The 23778-nt window shown below is 60.1% G+C and carries 22 protein-coding genes and 2 pseudogenes; 20 read left to right on the forward strand and 4 right to left on the reverse strand.

Translation table 11 applies throughout. The features are described 5' to 3' along the window. Positions 1-1155: 1155 nt before the first annotated feature. Positions 1156-1695: a hypothetical protein gene (locus tag ACS5Q1_RS35745; protein WP_473102688.1), complete on the reverse strand. Its 540-nt coding sequence runs from the start codon at positions 1693-1695 to the stop codon at positions 1156-1158. Positions 1696-2059: 364 nt separating this feature from the next. Here ACS5Q1_RS35745 and ACS5Q1_RS35750 point away from each other — a divergent pair, with 364 nt between their 5' ends. The 5 genes from ACS5Q1_RS35750 to ACS5Q1_RS35770 all read left to right on the forward strand — a co-directional run bounded on the left by ACS5Q1_RS35750 (position 2060) and on the right by ACS5Q1_RS35770 (position 5055). Further along, positions 2060-2290, forward strand: a complete 231-nt coding sequence (locus ACS5Q1_RS35750; protein ID WP_473102689.1) for a hypothetical protein — start codon at positions 2060-2062, stop codon at positions 2288-2290. Positions 2291-2299: 9 nt separating this feature from the next. Continuing rightward, entirely contained in the window at positions 2300-2551 is a 252-nt protein-coding gene (locus tag ACS5Q1_RS35755; protein WP_473102690.1) for a hypothetical protein, read from the forward strand. 165 nt (positions 2552-2716) lie between these two features. Then, complete coding sequence (locus ACS5Q1_RS35760; protein WP_473102691.1) at positions 2717-2947, forward strand: DUF2934 domain-containing protein; 231 nt, start codon at positions 2717-2719, stop codon at positions 2945-2947. Between the two features lie 346 nt (positions 2948-3293). Beyond that, positions 3294-4454, forward strand: coding sequence for an AI-2E family transporter (locus tag ACS5Q1_RS35765; protein WP_473102692.1), 1161 nt, complete (start codon positions 3294-3296; stop codon positions 4452-4454). 193 nt (positions 4455-4647) lie between these two features. Then, positions 4648-5055: a PRC-barrel domain-containing protein gene (locus ACS5Q1_RS35770; protein WP_473102693.1), complete on the forward strand. Its 408-nt coding sequence runs from the start codon at positions 4648-4650 to the stop codon at positions 5053-5055. 419 nt (positions 5056-5474) lie between these two features. Here ACS5Q1_RS35770 and ACS5Q1_RS35775 read toward each other — a convergent pair. Further along, positions 5475-5981, reverse strand: a pseudogene (locus ACS5Q1_RS35775) (SDR family oxidoreductase); the annotation flags it as partial. A 55-nt stretch (positions 5982-6036) separates the two neighbouring features. Here ACS5Q1_RS35775 and ACS5Q1_RS35780 point away from each other — a divergent pair. After that, positions 6037-7092, forward strand: a complete 1056-nt coding sequence (locus ACS5Q1_RS35780) for an ABC transporter ATP-binding protein (protein ID WP_473102694.1) — start codon at positions 6037-6039, stop codon at positions 7090-7092. A gap of 327 nt (positions 7093-7419) precedes the next feature. Here the strand turns inward: ACS5Q1_RS35780 and ACS5Q1_RS35785 are convergent, their stop codons facing one another. Beyond that, complete coding sequence (locus tag ACS5Q1_RS35785; protein ID WP_473102695.1) at positions 7420-8616, reverse strand: mandelate racemase/muconate lactonizing enzyme family protein; 1197 nt, start codon at positions 8614-8616, stop codon at positions 7420-7422. Positions 8617-8632: 16 nt separating this feature from the next. Beyond that, positions 8633-9418 carry an IclR family transcriptional regulator gene (locus ACS5Q1_RS35790; RefSeq protein WP_473102696.1) on the reverse strand — a complete coding sequence of 262 codons (786 nt, stop codon included), beginning with the start codon at positions 9416-9418 and terminating at the stop codon, positions 8633-8635. A gap of 179 nt (positions 9419-9597) precedes the next feature. Between ACS5Q1_RS35790 and ACS5Q1_RS35795 the strand changes: the two genes are divergently transcribed. From ACS5Q1_RS35795 to ACS5Q1_RS35860, 14 genes and pseudogenes are all read left to right on the forward strand, one after another. After that, positions 9598-10029 (forward strand): VOC family protein, encoded by a 432-nt coding sequence (locus tag ACS5Q1_RS35795; protein WP_473102697.1) that lies wholly within the window; start codon positions 9598-9600, stop codon positions 10027-10029. 242 nt (positions 10030-10271) lie between these two features. Further along, positions 10272-11432: a mandelate racemase/muconate lactonizing enzyme family protein gene (locus tag ACS5Q1_RS35800; protein WP_473102698.1), complete on the forward strand. Its 1161-nt coding sequence runs from the start codon at positions 10272-10274 to the stop codon at positions 11430-11432. Positions 11433-11489: 57 nt separating this feature from the next. Next, a complete protein-coding gene (locus ACS5Q1_RS35805) occupies positions 11490-12665 on the forward strand; it encodes an amidohydrolase/deacetylase family metallohydrolase (RefSeq protein WP_473102699.1) in 1176 nt (391 codons plus the stop codon). Positions 12666-12905: 240 nt separating this feature from the next. After that, positions 12906-14123, forward strand: a complete 1218-nt coding sequence (locus ACS5Q1_RS35810; RefSeq protein ID WP_473102700.1) for an ABC transporter substrate-binding protein — start codon at positions 12906-12908, stop codon at positions 14121-14123. A gap of 77 nt (positions 14124-14200) precedes the next feature. After that, on the forward strand, positions 14201-15061 hold the full coding sequence (locus ACS5Q1_RS35815) for a carbohydrate ABC transporter permease (RefSeq protein WP_473102701.1): 861 nt from the start codon (positions 14201-14203) through the stop codon (positions 15059-15061). Then, positions 15058-15972 (forward strand): carbohydrate ABC transporter permease, encoded by a 915-nt coding sequence (locus ACS5Q1_RS35820; protein WP_473102702.1) that lies wholly within the window; start codon positions 15058-15060, stop codon positions 15970-15972. The genes ACS5Q1_RS35815 and ACS5Q1_RS35820 overlap by 4 nt, the downstream gene beginning before the upstream one ends. Before the next feature lie 10 nt (positions 15973-15982). Continuing rightward, positions 15983-16801 carry an aldo/keto reductase gene (locus ACS5Q1_RS35825; protein ID WP_473102703.1) on the forward strand — a complete coding sequence of 273 codons (819 nt, stop codon included), beginning with the start codon at positions 15983-15985 and terminating at the stop codon, positions 16799-16801. Positions 16802-16828: 27 nt separating this feature from the next. Then, entirely contained in the window at positions 16829-17908 is a 1080-nt protein-coding gene (locus ACS5Q1_RS35830) for an ABC transporter ATP-binding protein (RefSeq protein WP_473102704.1), read from the forward strand. A gap of 65 nt (positions 17909-17973) precedes the next feature. Next, positions 17974-18723 (forward strand): RraA family protein, encoded by a 750-nt coding sequence (locus ACS5Q1_RS35835; RefSeq protein ID WP_047191403.1) that lies wholly within the window; start codon positions 17974-17976, stop codon positions 18721-18723. A gap of 100 nt (positions 18724-18823) precedes the next feature. Then, positions 18824-19738: an SMP-30/gluconolactonase/LRE family protein gene (locus ACS5Q1_RS35840; protein WP_473102705.1), complete on the forward strand. Its 915-nt coding sequence runs from the start codon at positions 18824-18826 to the stop codon at positions 19736-19738. A gap of 81 nt (positions 19739-19819) precedes the next feature. Continuing rightward, entirely contained in the window at positions 19820-20800 is a 981-nt protein-coding gene (locus ACS5Q1_RS35845; protein WP_473102706.1) for an aldo/keto reductase, read from the forward strand. 96 nt (positions 20801-20896) lie between these two features. Continuing rightward, positions 20897-21664, forward strand: a complete 768-nt coding sequence (locus tag ACS5Q1_RS35850; RefSeq protein ID WP_473102707.1) for an SDR family NAD(P)-dependent oxidoreductase — start codon at positions 20897-20899, stop codon at positions 21662-21664. 139 nt (positions 21665-21803) lie between these two features. After that, positions 21804-22952, forward strand: coding sequence for an iron-containing alcohol dehydrogenase (locus tag ACS5Q1_RS35855; protein WP_473102708.1), 1149 nt, complete (start codon positions 21804-21806; stop codon positions 22950-22952). A 105-nt stretch (positions 22953-23057) separates the two neighbouring features. After that, positions 23058-23778: pseudogene (locus ACS5Q1_RS35860) on the forward strand (fumarylacetoacetate hydrolase); the annotation flags it as partial.

Here is a 23778-nt window from a genome sequence, read left to right on the forward strand (position 1 = left end):
GATCTTCACATCCTACACGGATATTCTCGATCACTGCTGCGCGGCCTGGACCAAGCTCGTCGACCAGCCTTGGACCATCATGTCCATCGGCTTGCGTGATTGGGCACACGGGTTCTGATCAGGGGGACTTGGTATAACACCACCAGTTCCACCCTGTTCCGGAAACCGCATCTCCAGACCAGGAGTGCTTAAGCCTCAGCCAAGGTCAGGGACAGGTGGTCGTCCGGCCCGCCGTTCAGGCAACGGGAGCCTCATGTCCACAGCGGACGCCGTGCTCTTTCATGGAGCGTGCTCTTTCATGGAGACGGTGTCTCCTGGACCAACATGGACTTTCCGGCACATGACCCCACATCCTCAGAGGGAGGATTGATGATCAAAATCACAATCATGGCTGGGCTATTTGCTCTCGCTACGGCAGCAACGGCACAAGAGCCCCCTCCATTGACGTGGCGCGACCCGGACACACGGTGTGTGTATCTCAAGGTGGGCGTACCCTGAGCCTGCGCTACCGCCGTGACGGCACACCGGATTGCGCGAGCGTTCAGCAGGATAGCACTGACGCATCGATTACCCGCGGTGACTTGCGGGAGTTGACGCAGCAGATTTCGCGCTCGATCGACGACTTGCGCCGGGATATCGGCGCAGTCCGGCGGGACATGGAACATACCCGCAATGAGCTAGAAAACATCCGTCGCGAAACGAGGCAGCCCCGAGCGCAGTAGTACGGCCCGTGCCTCTTAGAGTTGGCCTGTATCGGGACAGATCGACCTAGCACAGGATCGCGGGGCTGCGCAGGGCAGCAACTCTCATTGATAGTTCCGCCTCTTGGGGCATTCGCCCAGTGATAAGAGACGTGTTGATGAGAAGCGCTCCCTCCGGGCGGCTGTGCTCTCAAACCTCAGTCGAGCGGTTTGATGCTATCGTCTCCGTAACCTCGCCGTCCATTGAGCTGCGGTCGTGGTTGCGCGGCGGGAGCTGGGGCAGGCGTCAACGCACCCCATACCTTACGCAAGATCGACTTCGCCAAACCGAGGATGCCCTGGGCCATGTCTCGCTCGCTTTCCTTCGTGTAGCCAATGGCTCGGATTCGCCGTGCTCCCGCGGCAGCTTGGTACCGATTCTTAAACCGTCGGGACGAGAACCGGAGATGGAGCCTCAACGGCCACGGATGCGGGCGCCCAGGTCCTCGCGGAGTTCGTGCTCATGCACGATCCGGTCATACGACTGATCTGCGCTTCTGATCGCGTATTGCGGCTCACGACGTGGATCATCGAGCCTGACGATCTCATAGCCACCTTTCCAGATCTCGGGCTGACCGTCCTCCGCGTAGGAGACGGCCTGTCCCACAGCAAAACGGTGGCGGCCCAGGGCGGGCGTTGATGGACTCTCTTTTGACCGCTCTGCCGGAATTGGCGGCGCTGAAAGCGGTTTGTCGCTAGTCGGCTTCGCCGGAACAGGGGTGGGTGAGTTGGTGACTGGCTGCGTGGTTGCTGCTGGGACTGTCCAATCGAGCAGCGTGCGGCCACCGTCGTCCATCACACGCAGAGCATCCGTTCGAGTTGGCCAGCGTCTCATCCCGGCAAGGCTCCTGGCGAATGCCAAAGCTGCGGCACCGTCGGCAGCAGCAATAGGCAGTGTTCCAATGACCTCGGGAACACCGCGTCGAAACCGCTTGAACTGGACCAGGAATGTCATGGCAGCCTCCTCAATGCAGAGCTCGTTCAATGACACCTCAGGCCTAGGTCGAACCAAGTTGAGCTGCCCGTGTGGCGGCGAGTGTCTGCCGTAAACGGAAATGCGCATTGATCATATGTAAGATATGGAAGCTCGATATCTCAATAAAAAGAACCATAAGTCGAAATAAAAATCAAATAATCTGCTCGTTTATGTTATATTGAGCTTTGAGGATTCGAGATTTGTGCATTCGTCGTCCCGAGGAAAACATCATGCAGGCCCCAGATTTGCTTAACCCTGGCCTCTACGCGCCGCCTGCGGCGCTGCCGCGCTTGCCGTCATCGGGTTCTCCTGGGGCGGTTGGGTCACCGGCGGAACCGGCCGCATGATGGCCGCTGATCAGTCGAAAGCGGATGTGGTCACGGCTTTATCCCTGATCTGCGTTGATCAATCGAAGCGTGACCCACAGCTTGCCGAGCGCATTGCTGCAATCAAGGCCGCCTCATCCTGGAACAGGGGCGATCTCGTCATGAAGAACGGGTGGGCGACGATGCCAGGCACTACGGAAGGCAACAGCCAGGTTGCTAAAGATTGCGCCGACAAGATCGCGGCTTAGGAGTAGGTCATGCGCACGACACGAGAGACCGTTACCTTCGATCACCCGTTCTCATTGATGGCCGTTGATGACGTACAGCCCGCCGGCACATACATGATCGACATTGATGAGGAACTGATTGAAGGGCTGTCGTTCCTCGCCTACCGGCGAATTGCGACGACCATTTACCTGCCACTCCATCAGGGGAACCACGGCTCGGTGCAGGCGGTCAGGGTCGATCCTCGGGAGTTGACGGCAGCCCACGAAGAGCCGCCCGCCTGAGGCGGGATCAACCGCCTTTGCGGTGAACGGCATCGTAGATTGAACTCTCACACAGACGGCCATGAGCACCAACACGTCCACTGGTTAGTGGCTGAGCTCATGCAAATGTCTATGGCTGAGGACCCGCAGCACAGCCTGGCTCGTATGCTTCTAGGAAGAAAACGAATGAAGGAACCGCAAATGGAACCGAACACCAATGATATCGAGGAACGGGTAAGACAACGCGCCTTCGAGCTTTGGAAGCAACGCGGTTGCCCGGAAGGCTACGAGACGGAATTTTGGTACCAGGCCGAGCGTGAGCTGAAGGGCGAAGGAAGCCCTAGCGACATCAGTAAGGGTGTCAGCGCGAATGCTGCTTCCGCCAAGAGCGGCTCCGGATCGGACGGCCCGGGCTAGGGATCGATTTCGGAGCAATGCGGACTGGCGATGACAGTCGGTTCTGGCGTGAAGGACGGTTCTGGCGTGAAGGACCGCGGCCGCAAAGTCGGCTGACGATGCCTCGATCAAGTTGAAGCCTTCCTCCTCCAGCACGTCCCCCGCGGCCGACCGGACGCACGGCTCGATCCTGCGCCGATCTGCGGCATATTCGATCAAGCCGCAGGAGAATTGCTCGGAGGGCGGGTGCGCGCCGAACGTCGCTGAGGTCCTACCTTGGGAATGGCTTTGCTCGCGAGGGTCGACGAAAGCGGGTATGGTCCACTGGGACACAGGGACATGCTCACGTCCGGGATGGAGAACGGCCATGGTTCCGGTCTCAACGCCACCGCAGCGCCCCCCGTTGGGGCCGGTCCAGGATGATCGGCCGCCAGAACCGAATGCCGGGCCGACGGAGGCGCCCGACGAGGCAGAGATGCCGCTGCCATCCAATCCGCAGACGTTCTTTCTCGGTGGGCTTTTCGCGTTGGCCGCCTTGGCGGCGCTCTACGTGGCGAGCGCGGTCATCCTCCCCGTCGTGCTCGCCTTCGTGTTGAAGCTGCTTCTGCAACCCGCTGTGCGTCTCCTGGAGCGTGTGCGTTTCCCCCGGGCCGTCGGAGCGCTCGTAGCCATCCTACTGGTGACTGGAACGCTTGTGGGTGTTGTAGCGGCCTTGTCAATTCCCGCCGCGACTTGGGCGGAAAGGTTGCCGCAGGGCATACCGCGCCTCGAAGCCCACTTGGTGGTTCTCAGGGGGCCGATCCAAGCGTTGCAAAAGGTCATCGAGCAGGCCGAGCAGGCCGCCGACGCTTCCGGACCAAAGGGGTCCACTATTGCGCTTCGCCGCGATCTCGGCCTGACAGGCGCGCTGTTCGCGGGAACGCGGGCCGTCCTCGATGGCCTGTTTACGACCGTTCTGGTGCTCTACTTTCTGTTGGTGTCAGGCGATCTCTTCCTTCGACGCATCGTCGAAATCCTGCCGAAGTTCAGCGACAAGCGGCAAGCCGTCGACATCTCCCAGCAGATCGAGGAGGACATATCCGCCTATCTCGTGACGATCACGGCCATGAATGCGGCGGTGGGGGTCGCGACCGCGGCCGCGATGTATCTGTGCGGGCTGGGAGATCCTCTCTTGTGGGGGGCTACGGCCTTCCTGCTCAACTACGTTCCAGTTTTGGGGCCGCTGTTTGGGATCGGCATCTTTCTTCTCGCCGGAATGCTGAGCTTCGACAGCTTATGGTGGGCTCTGCTGCCGCCGGCCCTCTATCTCGGCATTCACCTCGTCGAGGGCGAAACTCTGACACCCATGCTGCTGGCGCGGCGCTTCACGTTGAACCCCGTGCTGGTGATCTTGTCGCTGGTGTTCTGGTTCTGGATGTGGGGCGTGCCGGGCGCGATCTTGGCTGTTCCGATGCTGGCGATCCTGAAGATCGTTTGTGATCGGGTGCGCCCGCTGAAGTCCCTGGGACACTTCCTCGAAGGAACATAGCGGTATCGCCTCCCGCTCGCACCTCCCCCAGAGCGCCTGCGGGAGACAATGCTCCTCAATCGGCCCATGTCCTGGTCGCCGACGACGCGCCTGAGCGACCGATCCTCGCCGTTGCGTGAGCCAGCCAAAATCAATTGGACGAGGGCGCGATCTCAGTGCGATGCTCCGCTTGCCACGCATGGGAGGGACTCAAATGAGAACCACGACCTTCACGGTATTTGCGATGTTTCTCGCCCTCACCACGGTTCATGCTCAGCAGACGCAGAGCGATAGTTCCACCAAGGCGCAAGCCACGACCCCGATAGCAGGCATCGACAATGCGGTATTGGCGCGGAGCGCCAGGGCGAGCAAGCTGATCGGCAGCACGGTCTACACGGGTGACACGTCCATTGGCCAGATCGAAGACGTGCTGGTTGACCTTGACCATGCGACCGTAGCGGCCGTGATCCTCTCGGTGGGAGGCTTCCTCGGTCTTGGCGATAAACTCGTTGCCGTGCCGGTGAATCAGATCAGGGTTGGCAGGGAGGCGAAGTTCACAACCGACCTGACAAAGGACCAGCTTGCCAGCGCGCCCGCTTTCGACTTCGGCAAGTTAAGATGACCATCATGGTGCTAGCGTGATCCGACACGTTGATCGAATGAGACGCTTGCCTCGGCGGGCTCCCCTGCCAACCAGGCTTTTGGGCCAGGCTCTAAGCCGGGAGACGCGGCTGTAGTTGGGTGTTGGCGGAAGCGCATCATCTCGCGACTGGCATCGGGCTAGCGTGGCTCGGTGTACGATCCGGCAGCGCTCCCCGGACCAGACGTGGCCGACTCCGTGAAGAACCCACTTCTCCAGCATTGGCCGCTAGCTTTCGTCCGCCTATTCGGGCCAACAAGCCATCGCTTAACATCCGGATTGAGCCACGCACTGGAATTCCTGGCTCCTTCGGAACATCCGGTTACGTGAGGATTGCTGCCCTCGGGCTAGCGTCTCAGGTGTACCAGAAGCGGTCGTCGCGGCGTTCGCCGCCGAAGCCTTCAGCGTACGGTGTAACCGCCATCTACAGGGAGTGCGTGGCCAATCACGACGCTGGAGGCAGGGCTGCACAGCCAGAGAACCACATCAGCGATCTCTTCGGGACGACCGAGGCGCCCGATCGGCGGCTCCTTCAGCAAGGCCGCCATGGCTTCGGGTTGGGTTTCCAGCATGCCCGTGACCATCGGCGTTTCGATGATGCCGGGGGCCACTGCGTTGATCCAGATTCCCCTGGAGGCATATTCGAGACCGACGCTCTTGGTCAGCCCGACCACGCCGTGCTTGGAGGCGTGATAGATGCCTCTTTCGGCGATACCGACAAGTCTGCCGAGTGACGAGCAGTTCACGTGGCGCCACCGGCTTGGTCACGCATCTGGGATAGTTCATACTTCATGCAGTTCCAGACGCCGCGCAGGTTGATCCCCATCGCGGTCATAGTCCTCGGGGTTAGCGTTGGCGGTCTCCGCAAGGGGGCTCTGCACGCCGGCATTGTTGAACGCGGCATCCAATGTCCGAACGTGGAGACGATCACATCAGCGGAAATAATCAGCGAAAGACTTTGATATGGCGTCTGTCGAAATCCGAAATGTAAAGAAGGCCTACGGGGCCGCCCACGTGATCCATGGCGTATCGATAGACATCCAGGACGGGGAGTTCGTCATCCTCGTCGGGCCGTCGGGATGCGGCAAATCCACCCTCCTGCGCATGATCGCCGGGCTGGAGAACATCTCCGGCGGCGAGCTGCGGATCGGGCCGCGGGTGGTCAACGACGTCCCGCCCAAGGAGCGCGACATCGCCATGGTGTTCCAGAATTATGCGCTCTACCCGCATATGACGGTGGCCGACAACATGGCCTTCTCGCTCAAGCTGAAGCGGGCGCCCAAGACCGAGATCAAGGCCCGGGTCGACCGCGCCGCCGAGATCCTTGGGCTCGGCAAGCTGCTCGACCGCTATCCGCGCCAGCTCTCCGGCGGCCAGCGCCAGCGCGTGGCCATGGGCCGCGCCATTGTGCGCGATCCGCAGGTCTTCCTCTTCGACGAACCGCTCTCCAACCTCGATGCCAAGCTGCGCGTCGCCATGCGCACCGAGATCAAGGCCCTGCACCAGCGTCTCAAGACCACCACCATCTACGTGACCCACGACCAGATCGAAGCCATGACCATGGCCGACAAGATCGTGGTGATGCACGATGGCGTGGTCGAGCAGGTCGGCGCACCGCTCGAGCTCTATGACAGTCCGGCCAACCTGTTCGTTGCCGGCTTCATCGGCTCCCCGGCCATGAACTTCCTCAAAGGTCACCTGCAGGGCGGCCGCTTCGTCACCGAGAGCGGCATCTCCCTGCCGGTCGCCCATGCGCCGGCCGCCTCGGACGGACAGCCGATCATTTACGGCATCCGGCCGGAGCATTTCATCCTGGACGAGGCCAATGGCTTGCCGGCCGAGGTCGAAGTCGTCGAGCCGACAGGATCGGAGACGCAGGTCTTCGCCAAGTTCGGCGGCGCCGATGTGGTCGGCGTGTTCCGCGAGCGCGTCGATGCCCAGCCGGGCCAGCAGATCCGTATCACGCCGGATCCGAAGCTCGTGCATCTCTTCGACGAGCAGACCGGCAAGCGCCTGTAATCGCGGCTGCTTGAAATGGGAGAGCGATACCGCCGTGCGCAATGCGTTCGCGGCGGCGATCAGGTTGCTGAACCTTCTACTCTCCTCCAATGATTCGGGAATGTCACTTCCTGGCACGAGGCTAAAGTAAGTGGGTTGTCGCGCTTGCGACACGAACACCGGGCCTTTCGAAGGGGCAGGGGCTTCCTCAGTCTTGTACTACCCGGACAAGACCACGGCGGCGAACCAATGGCAGATTGCGGACGCAGACGCCTAGCAGGATTGAGTCTCCAGCCTTATTTCAGTTGGGCTTCCATTGCCGTGACAAAACTATGGCAGATGAGAAGCTCATGAGAAGAAGGCCTGATCATCTTCGGACAGGTATTCCTTTGCCCGCTCAGGGATGAGCTCGACTCCCATGCCCGGCCGGTCAGAAACCACGATCATGCCGTTCTGGACGATGGGATTGGGGAGCCCTTCCACGATTTCGCTCCACCATGGCGGATCCGCGGTTGTGTACTCAAAGGCGATGAAGTTGCCGGGGAGCGTTGCGCTCACTTGGATCAGGGCCGCGAGACCGAGAAGGCCGTTCGCGGTGCCATGAGGGGCGATCGTGATGCCATGCAGGTCGGCGAATTCGGCAACCCATTTCAGTTCGGCAATGCCCCCAACATCGGCGGGGTCTGGCCCGATCACATGCACCGCATGGGTTTCGATGAGTTCCTTGAAGTTCTGCCGCAGATAGATCTGCTCCCCTGTGTGAATCGGGGTGACGGAGGCGCGGGTTAGCTCGCGATAGACGCCCGCATTGACCCAGGGCGTATAGTCACCCGACAGCACGTCTTCGATCCAGAGGAGGTTAAATGGCTCGAGCATCCTGGCGAGTCGAATGGCATCGCCGAGCATCCAGCCAGGGCCGCAATCGAGCGCCAAGCCCACATTGTTTCCCGCTACCTCCTTCATGGCGGCGACGCAGTCCACCAGGTGGCGGAGCCCCTTCTCCATCACAGGTCCACGGTCGAGAGCGCCATGGAAAGGGCTGGCGTTCGGTTCGCCATAATAGAAGTTCGGCACCTCCCGCTTCATCGGGGAGTGAAAGCCGATGGGCTGCTTGAAGATGGTGAACCCTTCGGCGAGCGCCATCATCTTACGTATGTCGTCCGCATAATCTTCCGGTCTGTGGCCCGCGAGAGGGAAGCGGATCGAGCCATTGTAAACACGCACCTTGTCGCGGACCTTGCCGCCGAGCAGCTTGTGAACGGGCAGGCCTGCGGCCTTGCCGGCTAAGTCCCACAGAGCCATCTCAACGGCGCTGACCGCCGCTCCCCATGGCTTGAACCCCCCACGCTGCCTGATCTTGAGCATGACCCGCTCGACGAGAGTGGGATCCTCGCCGATCAGCGCCTCGCGCAGAGCAAGGATGTGCGGCTTCAGGTAATGTTTCCATGTCTCGGCTTGGGCATAGCCCGAGATACCTTCGTCCGTGACGATCCGCACGACCGGGCTCTTGCCGATGATGGCGCATTTGAGATCGACGATTTTCATTCACTTCCCCTGACAGCTATGCTGGCATCGCATTCGTCATGGCGCGAGCAGTCTCGATGGTAGCCATGCGGATTTCCTCCATACGACTTGGCTCGGCACCCGCCAAGAACGGCACGCTCACAGCAGCAGCCAGCTTGCCTTCCTTGAAGAAAACCGGAGCAGCGAACGCGCAGATGCTGGGGGCACTCTCACCCTTGTCCTGAGCCCAGCTGAGCCTCCTGATCCGCGTGAGCTCAGCGCGCAGGCGCTTAGGATCGGTGATCGTCTTGCTGGTATGAGCAGGGAGAGGTTCGACTAGCCACTGGTTCAAGATCTCCGGCTCCATGTACGACAGCAGCAGCTTGCTCGCGGCACTCGCATGGATTGGCATGCGCTGGCCAGGCTTCACCGTCAGGGCATATTCTCGCCGCCCTTGCGCAGCGGCTACGACGATGATGCCTTCATCATCGATGATGCTGAGCTTGACGCCTTCACCGAGATCGGCCGAGAGCCTCTCCAGGAAAGGTTGGCTGAACGCCGCAATATCAAAGTCGTTCGCACGGGATGCGACGTGAGAGGCCAAAGCCAGAAGCCTACGGCCGAGGCTGTAGGCTCCTGCCTTGTCTCGATACACGATATCGTGTCGCTGCAGCGTGTTGAGAATGCGATAAACGGCAGTTCGCGGCAGATTGAGAAGATCGGTCAGTTCCCGGATCGTTAGGCCGGTGCTGTTGCTGTGCTCAAGGGCCTCCAGAACCTCCATCATGCGATCGATGGCAGGGATCGTATGTTTGCTTTCTGCGTCCTGCGCGGTGTCGCTCATCGTTCTTCCGGACCACTATTGACAAGTATTTATCGACCAGTACCATAGATATTTGAACTGTCAAAGTTCAAATATGAATAGAGCAGTTCTATCAGCAGCTGGCAGGAGGAGACGAGGATGGAGCAGGGTAGTCGTTCTGTATTCAGCCTATGGGGCGCGTTAGCAGGAGTGATGCTGCCATGCTGACGGTCTCATCGATTGCTCATGTGGCCATCCGCGTGAAGGATGCCGCGCGTACCCTCGATTTCTACACAAACAAGCTTGGATTCTCGGAGATGATGCGGCTCGATCGGGATGGGCGGCTCTGGCTCGTCTATCTCAGGATCACGGACGATCAATTCCTTGAGGTCTTTCCCGAAGGGGAGGGAGAACGAGCGGCCGAACGGGAAGCTGTCGGCTACAACCACATGTGCCTGTCCGTTCCCGATATCGATCAGACACTGCGCGAGCTGGAGGCCAGCGGGGTTCCGTTGATCCGTCCCAAGGCGCTGGGGGCGGACGGCAATTGGCAGGCTTGGATCGAGGATCCCGATGGCCATCGGATCGAGCTCATGCAGATAGCGCCTGACAGCATGCAGGCGGCTGCCATCGAGCGGCTCAAACGGGCTTGAGCCGGGCAAGGTTCGCATCGTCCATGGGTGAGCTCTGGGCGTGATCAGGCGACGAGATGGTCGCCTGCATCTCATCGGATGTCGGATGATGTGGGGCTTCTGTCGGGCTGAGAGCTCCATGCTGTGAATGCGTAAGTTGTAGAGAACAAAAATACTGATCGGCGACCGTTCGGCCTAAGGCAAAACGTTGAAGCCTGCCTTGCTTCAAGAGCCGCGCGAAAGACCAAGCTGGAGGAAATCGAATGAAGATCGTCGCACAGAAGGTATTCATCGCAAATGTCTCGCGCACGAACTTCGTGTTCGTCAAACTCTATACCGATGAGGGCCTTGAGGGGATCGGAGAAGCCACATTAGAGTGGAAGACCAAGACCGTTGTTGCCGCTCTGGAGGAGCTGGAGCGCGTGCTCATGGGGCGCGATCCGTTCGCCGTGGATGCCATCATCGAGCAGCTCCACCGTGACAGCTACTGGCGCACAGGTGCGGTCTTTCGCACGGCTTTAGGGGCAGTTGAGGCGGCTCTTCTGGATATCAAGGGAAAAGCCCTCGGTGTGCCGGTATTCGAGCTTCTTGGAGGCAGGTTCCGGGATCGGGTGGCATGCTATGCGAACCACTGGTTCTTCGGTTCGGAGACGCCTGAGCAGTACGCGGCCAACGCCCGCAATGCCGTTGCCATGGGATATCGGGCCCTGAAGTGGGATCCCTTCGGGGCTGCCGACTTGGAAATGGACCGGCAGCAGCGCCGGACGACGATCGAAATCGTGGAGGCAGTGCGTGACGCTGTTGGACCTGATGTCAACCTGATGCTCGACGTTCATGGGCGTCTGAATGTTCCCACGGCTATTGCTATGTGCAAGGCTCTCGAGCGTTATGACCTGACCTGGATCGAGGAGCCGACACCACCTGAAAGCATCGATGCGCTGGCGGACGTCCGTGCAAACAGTCCAGTTCCGATTGCGGCTGGTGAACGTTGGTTCGAGCCTTCCCGCTTCATCGAAGCCCTGAACAAGAAAGCTGTCGACATCCTTCAGCCCGATGTCTCCCATGCCGGTGGCCTTGGCGAGACGAAACGGGTCGCTCATCTGGCACATAGTCACTTGATCCCAGTCGCGCCACATAATCCGGTGGGGCCTGTGATGAATGCCATGACGCTCCACATGTCTGTCGCCATCCCGAACTTCTCAGTCTTCGAGACGGTCTCGGTGGATGTCCCGTGGCGCAAGGAGCTGGTGCGTGAGACCCTGCAGTTCGAGGATGGATACATTCTCGCACCCACGGCTCCGGGCCTTGGTGTCGAGCTGATCGAGGAGGCGTGCGCGCGGTTCCCATATGAAGACCATGACGTGCCGCTGTTCGATGGAACCATCAACACGCGCGGAATCGCGACCGGCGCGAAGACATTCTGAGAGTAGAGGTCAAACAGCCTTGGCGTTGGTTGAGACGAGAGCTTTCCGAGGATCGCGATGAGTGAAAGGTTGCTGATCAGGAACGGACGCCTTCTCAATCCTTCTTCCGGACGCGATGAAATCGTGGATGTAGAGATCTCCGACGGCAGGATCACGGGGCTAGCCCCTCGTCTCAATGCAAACGGGCATCGCGTCATTGATGCGACGGGCACTCTTGTCGTACCGGGCCTGGTGGATCTGCACACCCATGCCTATTGGGGCGGCACGTTGCTCGGCGTGAATGCCGATAAGGTTGGCCCCCGCAGCAGCGTGACAACATGGGTCGATTGTGGATCGAGTGGGGCGGCAACTTTCGAGGGGTTCTTCCATCATGTGATCAAGCCGAGCCGGCTGCGGATCATTCCCTTCATCAACCTGTCCTATATCGGTCTCACCCAGGCCGGCAATTTGAGCATCGACGTCGGCGAGCTGTTCGACTGGCGGCTCGCCGACCTTCGCGAGCTGCGGCGCGTCAAGGCGGAATTCGGATCCGTCATCGCAGGCGTCAAATTACGAGCCAGCAACAATGCCTGTGGCGCAAATGGCCCTGTCGTGCTGCCGCTCGCGCGGGAGGCGGCGGACATCTTCGAAGTGCCGCTGATGGTCCATATCGGAACCGCTCCGCCGACGATTGATGAAGTTCTTCCTTATCTCAAGGAAGGCGATATTCTGACCCATATCTACAATCCGTCGGTCGGTGGATGCGTCCTCGACGAGCGCATGCGCCTGCGGCCGTCGGTGCGCGAGGCAATCGCCCGTGGCGTCAAGATGGATGTGGGTCACGGCGGAGCGAGCTTCTCATTCGAGGTTGCAAGGGCCGCCATCGAACAGGGCCTGCTTCCCGACGCGATCAGCACGGATATTCACGCGCACAATATCAACGGCGTCGTCAAAGACCTTCCGCACTTCATGGCCAAATTCATGTCGCTCGGCCTGTCCCTGGAGCAAGTGATCAAGCTGACGACATGCTCCCCGGCCGACATTCTTGGGCGACCGGACCTTGGCAGGATCAAGCTTGGAGGGGAGGCGGATCTGGCCGTGTTCCATGCCCGGCATGATCCCGTTCAGCTCTATGACTCTCTCAGCGTAAGCAGGGAAGCGACTACCACACTAGGGTGCACGCTGACGCTGTGTAAAGGACAGATCGTCGATACGTTCGATGACGGGCGCGCTGAAGGCCGGAAATACTCATAGGGGTAAGGCCGGAAACGCCAAGATTGCGGTGATCGGCAGTAATCGCAGTCTCAGACGCCCTAGCGGTTAAGCAACTCAAGATAATTGGTTGACATTTACCACACTTGGCCCATAACTTTGGATAAATTGAATTGGCCTTGTTCAAATATGAACTACTAGATGAGCCAATCAGCTGGGCATCCAGTTCATCACCGCATCCGCATAATGATGCAAGGTTGGTTCCTTAAGGGAGGAGTGAGAATGAAGAGATCAAAACGTTCCGTTGTGTTTCTGGCAGCTTCCCTGCTGACGCTCTCAGCCGGCAGCTGCCTTGCCGGCGACGTGGTGTGGTGGACCCCTAATTGGGGCGAAGCACGAGCCCGTGACCTGGCCGACAAATTCATGAAGGCAAACCCGGACACCAAGATCAAGATCGAGGTGACGACTTCCGATGGCTTGCCGCAGCGCGTCCTGACAACGCTGCAATCAGGTGCTGCTCCTGATATCATCGAGGTGCAGCACGGGTGGGTGAACGGTTATACCCAAAACAACCTCGTCATCCCGCTCGACGACACGCTGCAGGACCGAAGTGATTATGTTCCCGCTGCCCTTGACTATGTGACCTGGAATGGAACGCTCTGGGCGGTCCCGTACCGCATCGAAACGCTCGCGGTGATCTACAACAAAGGTCATTTCAAGGAGGCAGGGCTCGATCCTGAGAAGCCGCCGCAGACCTGGGACGAGTTCGTGAAAGCCGCGACTGCCCTGACTCGTGAGGGACGGTTCGGCTTTGCGATCACGGGCGGCGGCGAAGTCGGCAACACGATCTTCCGGTCGCTGCCCTTCATTTGGATGAATGGCGGAGACATCATCTCGAAGGATGCCAAGACGGCCCTCGTCAACAAGCCCGAGGCTGTGGAAGCGGTGAAGTTCTATACGGACTTTTACAAGAAAAAGATTTCTCCGACATCGACGCTGGAGAATGATGGCATTGCCAACCGGCGTCTCTTCATTGCTGAAAAGGTATCGATGTACCAGGCCGGCCAGTTCGACCTTGCTTCGATCAAAAAGGAAAACCCGAAGATCGATATCGGCGTGATGCAAATCCCTCATCCGCAGGGCAAGGATACAGCCGCCATTCTGGGCGGCTGGAGCTTCATCGTCCCGAAGAGCGCGAAGAATCCGACAGAGGCAAAGAAATTCATCCAGTTCCTGAACACGTCGGAGAACCAGGGCTACTTCACGGACACGTTCCCGGCCCGCATTTCGTCGATGAAACTGCCTCGTTTCGATGAGCCGATCCTGGCAGGCTACAAGGCAATGCTCCCTTACGGGCGTCCTGCCCCAAGCCACAAGAACTGGGTCCAGATCACACAGGCCTACTTCAACAACATCCAAGGCATCATGCTTGGCAACGAGGAGCCACAGGAAGCCATGGACAACGCGGCCGACGATATCCAGTCCCTACTCGACGAGTAATTCTCACGATCCCGAGCTCCAGGATCCAGCGGCGTGACGCCGCTGGATTCCCCCTTCTGCCATCCGAGGACGGTCTCATGTCTCGTCAAGCGACAGGCTACTGGTTCATTTTGCCTGCATTGGTGGTTCTGGCGATGCTGATCGCGTATCCTGTTGCCTACACGGGCCTGCTCAGCGTCACCGACAGCCAATCCAATTTCGTCGGCGTCAAGAACTTCGCCACCGTTCTCCGCTCCCGTACCACGCCTCAGGCCTTCTGGAATACACTCTACTGGGTCGGCGGTTCCATCGTCTTCCAGGTTCTGCTCGGAACCGCAACCGCGATCCTGCTCAATCAGAGCTTTCCCGGCCGCTCCGTCGTGCGCTCGATCTCCCTCATTCCCTGGGTTATCCCCAGCATCGTCGCGGCCACCACGTTTGCGTGGATGTTCCACACTGAGTTCGGCATCATCAACTACATGATGACCGCGCCCGGCCTGATCGAGCAACCCATCGGCTGGCTCACCAACCGCGACACCGTCATGCCCGTGCTCATCGCCATCAATGTCTGGAAGCTTTTCCCCTTCGTTGCCGTCATGGTGCTGGCCGGCCTCCAGTCCATTCCCAAGGAGCTCTATGAGGCTGCGCGTGTCGACGGCGCTAACTTCTGGGAGGAGGTGCGCCACATCATGTTGCCGCAGGTGCGGCCGGTCCTGGTTGCCGTGACGCTGCTTCTGGTGATCTGGGGGCTCAATTCCATCACCATCATCTATGCCATCACTCGCGGCGGTCCGGCCAACAGCACACTGATCACGCCGATCCAGATCTTCCGCATCGCTTTCGAGAACGTGCAGTTCAACCAAGCCGCGGCCTTGTCGGTGATGTTCTTCGCCGTCGCGATCCTGATCGTGTTCTTCTACATCAAGGCACTCGCCGCAGCTCCGGGAGAAACGCGATGACCACGAATGCTCACGTGCTGCCCCCCAAACAGACCACTACAGCAGGAACTGCTCCCTCATCCAGGAAGAAAGCCGGCAAGCTGGAACGCACCGGGCTTGGCGCCCCTTTCATTGCCATTGGCTGCATCGTGCTGGTCGTGATTTGCCTCTTCCCCTTCTGGTGGATGAGCGTCTCATCTGTCAAAACCCTGCGCGAGCTCTATACCATTCCCCCGATCTGGTGGCCGACGGCGCCCACCTGGGACAACTACTACAAGGTTCTCTTTGAATCGAACATCCCGCGCTACTTCCTCAACAGCGTGATCATCTCGGTCGGATCCACTGGGCTGGCGCTGTGCCTGGCCGTGTTTGCGTCCTACGGCTTCGCCCGGTTCGACTTCAAGGGCAAGCCGCTCTTCCAGGCCTTCGTTCTTGTTGGTCAGCTGCTGCCCACCGCGGCCATTATCGTACCGCTGTTTGTGACGCTGCGTGTGCTGGGGCTGGTAAACACCTACTGGGGCCTGATCCTGGTTTACATGATCATCACGCTGCCGCTCTCGGTATGGATGCTGACCAGCTACTTCAAGGCGATTCCGGTCGAGCTCGACGAGGCGGCGATCATCGATGGCGCCTCCCGCGTGGGTGTGCTGTTCCGGATCACGCTTCCTTTGTCGACGCCCGGGATCGTGGCCGTGGTGGTGTACTCCTTCGTGACCACCTGGAACGAGTTCATCTTCGCGCTGTGCTTCGCCAGCGACTCGTCGGTCAAGACGCTGCCGATCGGGCTGGCGGAGTTCTCGACGGAGTTCAACACGGATTGGGGTGCGGTCATGGCGGCATCTGTGGTCATGACGCTACCGATCGCGCTTTTGTTTCTATCAATGCAGCGCCTGTTCGTGGGCGGTCTGACCGCCGGCGCTACCAAAGGCTGAGGAGGAATCCATGACAAGTATTGCAAACCCCATCCCGGCCATCGGTCTCGGGACGTTCGGGAGAACCGGAGATGCCGGGATGGCAAGCATCCTGGCAGCCTTTGAGATCGGCTATAGGCATATCGATACGGCCCAGAGCTACAATAGCGAGGGACCTGTCGGCGAAGCCTTCAGCCGGGCCGGGCTACCCAGGGAACAGGTCTTCATCACGACGAAGGTTGCCGACACGAAGCTCGACAAGGCGAGCTTCATGCCAAGTGTCGAAAAGAGCCTAGAGGCACTCGGCCTCGACCATGTCGATCTGCTTCTCATCCACTGGCCATCCCAGAACAATACGGTGCCCTTCGAAGACTACATGACTGAGCTCAAGCGGGCACAGGATCTCGGTCATACCCGCTTCATCGGCGTCTCGAACTACCCGATCGCATTGTTGGAGCAGACACGGGCGCTTCTCGGGGAAGGGGCAATCGTCACCAATCAGGTGGAAATTCACCCTTATCTGCAGGCGTCGCGGCTATCGAATTATGCGCGCTCGATTGGCCTTCCGCTCACGGCATACCAGCCTCTCGCACAAGGGGATGTGAGATCCGATCCTGTCTTGTCGGCTATTGCAAAGCGTCATGGGGTCACTCCGGCCGCAATCGCCCTCGCCTTCCTGATCGCAGAAGGCCATGCCGTTATTCCGGCCTCGTCCAATGCCGTCAACCTGCGTGAGAACATGCGATCCGTCGATGTGCGCCTCTCCGACCACGAGATGGGGCAAATCCGTGCTCTCAACCGTGGCGAGCGGCGGATCAATCCGGCGAAGTCGCCACGGTGGGACGATTAGATTCGAGCCGGGCTGGGAGGAGACATCATGGGTACGGTGTCCATCAACAACGTGCGCAAGACCTATGGTGCAGTGCCGGTGCTGCACGGCGTCTCGGTTGACATCAGGAACGGTGAGTTCGTCGTCCTCGTCGGCCCGTCCGGTTGCGGAAAGTCGACGCTTCTGCGCATGATCGCCGGCCTTGAGAATATATCCTCGGGCGAGATCGCCATCGACGGCCGCGTCATCAATGCGCTGCCGCCGAAGGAGCGCGACATCGCGATGGTCTTCCAGAGCTATGCGCTCTATCCTCACATGACGGTGGAAGAGAATATGGGCTTCTCGCTGAAGCTCGCCAGACGACCGAAGGAGGAGGTCCGTACGCAGGTTCTGCAGGCGGCTCGCATGCTGGCCCTCGAGAACTACCTTGACCGCTATCCGCGGCAACTGTCGGGCGGCCAGCGGCAGCGCGTGGCGATGGGCCGTGCGATGGTGCGCAATCCCAAGGTCTTCCTGTTCGACGAACCTCTCTCGAACCTTGATGCCAAGCTGCGCGTGCAGATGCGCTCGGAGATCAAGCACAACCATCAGAGACTTGGGACGACCACCGTTTATGTCACGCACGATCAGATCGAGGCCATGACCATGGCGGACAAGATCGTGGTCCTGCATGACGGGGTGGTGGAGCAGATCGGGACCCCGCTGGAGCTTTACGACCGGCCGGCGAATCTGTTCGTCGCCGGGTTCATCGGCTCGCCGGCTATGAACGTGCTCATAGGCACGGTCAGAGGCGGCAAGTTCCGAATTGGAAACGAGGCTGCCATCTCCTTACCATTTACAGGCCATGACGTTGAGGGCAGGGACGTCACCGTCGGCATCAGGCCGGAGCATGTGGTTCTCGACCCGCAAGGTTTGCCGGCCCAGGTGGCGACCGTTGAGCCAACAGGCGCGGAAACTCATGTGACACTGCGCCTCGCCGGACAGAATATCATGGCGTTGTTCCGCGACCGCATTACGCTGTCGCCGGGGGATCGCGTTTCCATCGCGCCCGATCTCGAACGCATCCATGTCTTCGACAGCCAGAGCGGCCAGCGGATCGAGCCTTCTGCGAACAGGCTGGCGTCATGACGGCATGACCGGCCGTCAACTCATCGTCAATCAAATCCATTCGTGAGGAGTTCAGAGTGCAACCCATCCCTCAGATCAAAGATATTGTACGGCCTCCGCGGGAGCTTTCGGACGCGTTGGCGAAAATCGGAACAGCCACTGCGAGCAGCGAGCTCAGCCTGATGGGCATTCGCGACCCCCAGATCCGTGGTCCGCTGCCGCTCAAGCAAGGGAAGTCCGTTGCCGGCCCTGCGCTGACCTTGCAATGCATGCCCAAGCGCGAGGACCTCTACGGGACCAACGAATACGAAAATCCCGAACTGCAGCTGCACAGGCACGTGCTCTACCCAGCCCAGGCGGGTGACATGGTGATCGTCGACGCGCGCGGGGATATGGCGAGCGGCATCTTCGGGGAGATGATGCTGACGTTCTTCGCCGGCAGAGGCGGGGCCGGCGTGGTGGTCGATGGCTGCATCCGGGACTCTGCCAAGGCCAAGGAATTGGATCTCGGAATCTGGGTGAGAGGCGTGACGCCGAACTATCATGCCCAAACGAACCTGATCCCATTCGCGGTCAATGTTCCGATCGCCTGCGGCAACGTTCTGGTCATGCCAGGAGACATTGTCGTCGCTGATGACGACGGCGTCGTGGTCGTCCCTGTCGCGCTTGCGCCGAAGCTCATCGAGGTGGCAAGCGAGCATGCCGAATGGGAGGAATTCGCCCGCTATCGCCTGTCTCAGGGTGGCGACTTGCGGAAGTACTATCCGCTGACAGAAGAGGTGCAAGAGGAATACATCGCATGGCGCAACGCCCAGAATGGATTTGCCCACACATGAGCACCGCTGGTCTTTCACGCCGGGAAGGGCGGATCTCGATCGGATGCCTGTCCCGTCTGCAAAGATATGTCGTGAAGTCGTTCGCAATCGGGGGACTACGATGATCAGCGATGTGGCTGTTACGCTGGACGAGCGTTTTCAACGGCTCGTGAATCCGACCGCTCGGCTTGAGAAGCTCTACGAGGGTTGCCGCTGGGCGGAAGGCCCCGCCTATTTCCCGGCTGGCCGCTATATCGTCTGGAGCGATGTGCCGAACGACCGCATGATGCGCTACGACGAGACATCGAACACGGTCAGCGTGTTTCGAACTCCATCCGGTTATTCCAATGGCAACACGGTAGACCGGCAAGGCCGCCTCGTCACCTGCGAGCACGGCAACCGGCGCGTGACGCGCACGGAGCATGACGGTTCGATCACGGTCATCGCGAGCCATTATGACAGGAAGCGCTTCAACAGCCCCAACGACGTCGTGGTGAAATCCGACGGCTCGATCTGGTTCACGGATCCGGCCTACGGCATTGACTCCGATTACGAGGGTCACAAAGCAGACAGCGAGATCGGCGCCTTCCATGTCTATCGCATCGATCCGCAGAGCGGCACTATCCGCATTGTGGCGGATGATTTCGTCCGCCCGAACGGCCTTTCCTTCTCTCCGGATGAGAAGCGCCTCTACGTCGCTGATACGGGCGCAACGCACGTTGCCGACGGTCCGCGCCACATTCGCGTGTTCGATGTGGACGAGAACGGAACGTTGAAAGGCGGCGATGTCTTCGCCACCTGCACCAGCGGGCTCTTCGACGGGTTCAGGCTCGACGAAGCAGGTCGGATTTGGACCAGCGCAGGTGATGGCGTCCATTGCTACGAGAGCGACGGTACGCTCATCGGCAAGATCCTGGTGCCGGAAGCAGTGGCGAACGTCGTCTTCGGTGGAGTGAAGCGCAACCGCCTCTACATCTGCGCGACCACGTCGCTTTACGCCTTCATGCTGCCGGTCAACGGGGCGAAGACGTTTTAGATGCCGCAATGACGTCTGAGGTCAGGTCGTTAAGATGGAGCGTCTGTTGCGGCGTGTGCATTGGAACGGGGGAACCTCACAATGAACAAGCGTCCTTTTGGTAGACCCGGCTGGAAGGTCAGAGAGATCGGGTTCGGGGCCTGGGCCATCGGCGGCAGCTGGGGCAACGTCTCAGAACAAGATGCCGAAGCCACCCTCCATGCGGCCCTCGATGCCGGCGTCAGTTTCCTCGATACCGCTGATGTCTACGGAAGCGGCCGCTCCGAACGGCTGATCGCCCGCGTGCTGAAGGAGCGGGGGCAGGGTGACGTGATCGTCGCCACGAAGGCCGGGCGTCAGCTCAACCCGCATGTGGCGGAGGCCTATACGGCCGAGGCGCTCATGCGCTCCGTCGAAGGCTCGCTGGAGCGGCTGCAGACCGAGACGCTCGATCTGGTGCAACTGCACTGCCCGCCGACGGAGGTCTATTATCGGCCGGAGGTGTTCGAGGCGCTTCACCGGATGGTCGAGGCTGGCAAGCTCAAGCACTATGGCGTGAGCGTCGAAAAGGTCGAGGAGGCGATCAAGGCACTGGAGTATCCAATCGCCAGCGTGCAGATCATCTACAACCTTTTCCGCCAGCGTCCGGCCGAGCTGTTCTTCCGCCTGGCCCGGGAGCGCCAGGTTGCGGTGATTGCCCGGGTGCCGCTGGCTAGCGGCCTGCTCACCGGCAAGCTGCGGGTCGACAGCCAGTTTGCCCCGGACGACCACCGCGTCTTCAACCGCCACGGAGAGGCCTTCGATGTGGGCGAGACGTTCTCGGGCGTGCCGTTCAAGGTTGGCCTGCAGGCCGTTGAGGAGATGAGAGCCGTGGTCGGAGATGTGCCGATGGCGCAGTTTGCGCTGCGGTGGATCCTGATGAACGAGGCGGTATCGGTGGTCATTCCGGGGGCTCGAAACCCGGAGCAGGCGGTTTCGAATGCCCAGGCGGCCGAACTGCCTGCACTGAGCGTCGACCAGATGGAGGCCGCCAAGGTCATCTACGACCGGCTGATCCGTCCGCATGTGCATCAGCGCTGGTGATCGCTGGTGCGAAGCGGGCGAGGGGCATCATTCTCGAGTGCGGCTCCCGGATCACTGGGCCATAACGTGACGGAAGACATACAGACGAGGGTAGCAATGTCTCAATTCACAATTTATCCCAGCTTACGTGACAAGGTCGTCCTGATTACCGGTGGAGGATCGGGCATCGGGGCATCGCATGTGGAGCAGTTCTGCGCCCAGGGAGCGAAGGTCGGCTTTATCGATATCAACCGCTCCGCTTCGGAAGAACTGGCCGCGAGGATCGCCGAGGCTGGATACACCAAACCGATGTTCTTCGAAGCGGATCTGCGCGATATTGCGGCCGTCAAGGAATGCATCAGCCAGTTTGCGGCTGCCGTCGGGGATGTGGATGTCCTCCTCAACAATGCAGCCCATGACGAGCGGCATCGGATTGAGGACGTAACAGTCGAGTACTGGGACGATCGGATCGCCGTGAACCTGCGTCATCTGTTCTTCGCTGCGCAGGCGGTCATTCCCGGCATGATCCGCAAGAAGAAGGGTGTGATCATCAACTTTGGATCCCTCAGCTGGCATGTCGCCATGGGAGGCATGCCGGTCTATGTGACCGCGAAGGCCGGAATTGAGGGGCTGACAAGAGGCCTGGCTCGAGATCTCGGGCCCCATGACATTCGCGTCAACTGCATCATTCCTGGGTGGATCATGACCCAGAGACAGCTGGACCTTTGGGTCACTCCCGAGTCCGAAAAGGAAATCGAGCAGAATCAATGCCTGAAGTCGAAAGTATATCCAGATGACGTTGCCCGCATGGCGCTCTGGCTCGCGGCTGACGACAGCCGGATGTGTACCAATCAAACTTTCGTGGTCGATGGCGGCTGGATTTAGGCCAGGCCAGGATTGGCGAAGTTCTCCCGACCATTGCTCGGGGACCTCGCAAGCCGAGCAAACGGATCTCACCGGGCGGTTCCGAACGGTCGAGCGTGTCACCCGGTGCTGAAAACGGAAAGGCGCATAGAGGAAACAAATGTCTTTGATCACGTATCTGACGACAATCCGGTTCGAGTTTGGAGCCTCGCAAGGCCTCGCTGATGATGTTGCAGAGTTAGGCATCAAGGCGCCTCTGATCATCGCCGATAAAGGCATTGAGGGCGCTGGGCTGGTCGATCGTCTCAAAGCCGTCCTGCCCGGGGGACAGGACGTGCCGGTCTTTACCGAAACGCCCACGAACCCGACGGAGCGCGCGGTACTTGCGGCGTTGGACCTCTACCGGTCGGAGGGCTGCGACGGGCTGATTGCCATCGGAGGGGGCTCGCCGATTGATCTGGCGAAGGGCGTCGCTCTTTTGTCGACGCATGGTGGGCCACTGGAGCAATACGCTGCGATCCTGGGCGGTGTTCCGAAGATCACTTCGGCGGTTGCCCCGCTGATTGCAGTTCCAACCACGGCCGGCACTGGCAGCGAGGTCGGCCGGGCAGCTCTGATAAGTTTGGAGGATGGCCGAAAACTCGGGTTCATCTCGCCGCACCTGATCCCGAAGCGGGCGGTCTGCGATCCCGAACTCACGCTGGGCCTCCCGCCTGGCCTGACAGCCGCAACGGGAATGGACGCCATTACGCATTGCATCGAGACTTTCCTGAGCCCCCGGATCAACCCACCCGCGGAGGCGATTGCCCTCGATGGCTTGGTCCGCGCCCTGAGCAACATCGAGCAGGCGGTGACACAGGGCTCAAACCGCGAAGCGCGCTACGAGATGATGATGGCGGCGCTGGAAGGCGGCCTGACCTTTCAGAAGGGCTTGGGGGCCGTCCATGCGCTGTCGCACCCCCTCGGAGGACTGAAGCAGGTGTCGCTGCACCACGGCACTCTGAATGCAGTGCTGCTCCCTTATGTGCTCGAATTCAACGAGGACCATTCCGGGGCAAAATATGCAACCCTTCGTCAGAGACTCGGCTTGGACGCCGACGCTGATCTGGCCGACTACATCCGCAACTTGAACAAGCGCCTCAGGATGCCTTCCACGCTGGTCGAGATGGGTGTGCCGCACGAGAGCCTTGCGGAGATCGCGGAGAGCGCGATGAAGGATCATTCCTCGGCGACCAATCCACGCCCCGCGAGCGTCGGCGATTACTTGGCCATCTTGGAAGCTGCCTATTCGGGCAGGCCGCTGCGGTGAATGGTTGAAGACAGGCAAGCCTGCTCTGGTCGACAATTCTCTCCATTTTGAAACATATCATGCTCGCAGATACATTCACCTCTCTTTTCACAAGGTTCTCCGAGAATGCCATTTCTTACAATATCCGCTGCTGATCTTCTTCCCGTCGATGGGTGCCGAGGGACCCTTGTCGGACGCGTCTGGCGCCCTGGCATCGGGCCTTCCGTGGTCGCCATCAGGGAGGATGGTCTCTTCGATATTTCCTCGGCCTGTTCCACGATGAGCGCCCTTGCCGCCATGGACGATCCCGCGCGTCTTGTGAGGGCAGCACAGGGCGAGCGAGTCGGATCTCTTGAGGAGGTTGCAGGCAATACCGCGCCGGACAGCCGCGATTCATCGAAGCCCTGGCTTCTCGCCCCCATCGACCTTCAGGTCATCAAGGCGGCCGGCGTCACCTTTGCCGTCTCCATGCTGGAGCGTGTGATCGAGGAGCGGGCGCGGGGCGATGCCAGTGCCGCCGCGGCCATCCGGGCCGAGGTTCTGCGGCTTGTGGGCGACGATCTGAGCCGGCTCAAACCAGGATCTCAGGAGGCCATGGCCCTGAAGGAGGTTCTCGTCGCTCAGGGAGCGTGGAGCCAGTATCTCGAAGTCGGCATCGGCCCCGATGCGGAGGTCTTCACCAAGGCCCCGACTCTCTCGGCCGTCGGAGCCTTCATGGATGCGGGACTGCATCCCAAATCGACCTGGAACAATCCCGAGCCCGAGGTGGTGGTGATCGTCACCGCTCAAGGCAAGATCGTCGGCGCCACGCTCGGCAATGACGTGAACCTGCGCGATTTCGAAGGAC

It is taken from the genome of Microvirga sp. GN3 (genome assembly GCF_055792825.1).